The 1247-nt window shown below is 50.7% G+C and carries 6 tRNA genes and 3 rRNA genes; all 9 read left to right on the forward strand.

Features of this window, described 5'->3' with window-relative positions:
* Positions 1–212: ribosomal RNA gene (locus BJU60_RS14705) — 23S ribosomal RNA — on the forward strand; the annotation flags it as partial.
* A 95-nt stretch (positions 213–307) separates the two neighbouring features.
* Positions 308–423: ribosomal RNA gene (gene rrf, locus BJU60_RS14710) — 5S ribosomal RNA — on the forward strand.
* Positions 424–432: 9 nt separating this feature from the next.
* Positions 433–508, forward strand: a tRNA-Val gene (locus BJU60_RS14715).
* A 9-nt stretch (positions 509–517) separates the two neighbouring features.
* Positions 518–593: transfer RNA gene (locus BJU60_RS14720), tRNA-Thr, on the forward strand.
* 34 nt (positions 594–627) lie between these two features.
* A tRNA-Leu gene (locus tag BJU60_RS14725) sits at positions 628–714 on the forward strand.
* A 31-nt stretch (positions 715–745) separates the two neighbouring features.
* A tRNA-Arg gene (locus BJU60_RS14730) sits at positions 746–822 on the forward strand.
* Positions 823–829: 7 nt separating this feature from the next.
* A tRNA-Pro gene (locus BJU60_RS14735) sits at positions 830–906 on the forward strand.
* Positions 907–917: 11 nt separating this feature from the next.
* Positions 918–993, forward strand: a tRNA-Ala gene (locus BJU60_RS14740).
* Positions 994–1097: 104 nt separating this feature from the next.
* Positions 1098–1247 (forward strand): 16S ribosomal RNA (locus BJU60_RS14745); the annotation flags it as partial.

The raw sequence follows: 1247 nt of genomic DNA on the forward strand, positions 1-1247 counted from the left end.
GTACCAGTTGTTCCGCCAGGAGCATCGCTGGGTAGCTACGTGCGGACGGGATAAGTGCTGAAAGCATCTAAGCATGAAGCCCCCTCCGAGATGAGATTTCCCTTTGAGCAATCAAGAAAGACCCCTCAGAGACGATGAGGTAGATAGGTCATGGGTGGAAGCACGGCGACGTGTGGAGCTGAATGATACTAATCGGTCGAGGCTTTGATCTAGAAATGGTTTGTATTGATGAATCTTCAGTTTTGAGAGAGTAATCTTTCAAAAAAAAGTTTGACATTATGTAAAGATAATGTTAATCTCATATATGTCTGGTGGCGATAGCGAAGCGGCCACACCCGTTCCCATGCCGAACACGGAAGTTAAGCGCTTCAGCGCCGAAAGTAGTTGGGGGTCTCCCCCTGTGAGGATAGGACGTTGCCAGGCATACATATCGGAGGATTAGCTCAGCTGGGAGAGCACCTGCCTTACAAGCAGGGGGTCGGCGGTTCGATCCCGTCATCCTCCACCATTTACACCTGCCGGTGTAGCTCAGTTGGTAGAGCATCTGACTTGTAATCAGAGGGTCGAGGGTTCAAATCCTTTCGCCGGCACCATTTTTAAAAAAGTCTACCGCACTAATTATACCTTGCCGGGGTGGCGGAATTGGTAGACGCACAGGACTTAAAATCCTGCGAGGGTTTCCTCGTGCCGGTTCAAGTCCGGCCCTCGGTACCATCTATATATCCCATTGGGAATCATTCGTCTCGCACCCTTAGCTCAGCTGGATAGAGCGTTAGACTACGAATCTAAAGGCCGGGAGTTCGAATCTCTCAGGGTGCACCATTTATAACGGGAAGTAGCTCAGCTTGGTAGAGCACTTGGTTTGGGACCAAGGGGTCGCAGGTTCGAATCCTGTCTTCCCGACCATCATAACTTTTGGGGCCTTAGCTCAGCTGGGAGAGCGCCTGCCTTGCACGCAGGAGGTCAGCGGTTCGATCCCGCTAGGCTCCACCAATTCTTTAACTGACGAACTTTGAAAACTGAACGATGAGGCAAAAAAAGTTTTACAAGTTTTGATTGAAGCGCAAGCTTCGTCATTTTCAAGAGCTATATCAAATTCTTTGGAGAGTTTGATCCTGGCTCAGGACGAACGCTGGCGGCGTGCCTAATACATGCAAGTCGAGCGCAGGAAATCGACGGAACCCTTCGGGGGGAAGTCGACGGAATGAGCGGCGGACGGGTGAGTAACACGTAAAGAACCTGCCCTC

Origin of the sequence: Exiguobacterium aurantiacum, from assembly GCF_001766415.1 — a bacterium.
GTDB lineage: Bacteria > Bacillota > Bacilli > Exiguobacteriales > Exiguobacteriaceae > Exiguobacterium > Exiguobacterium aurantiacum_A.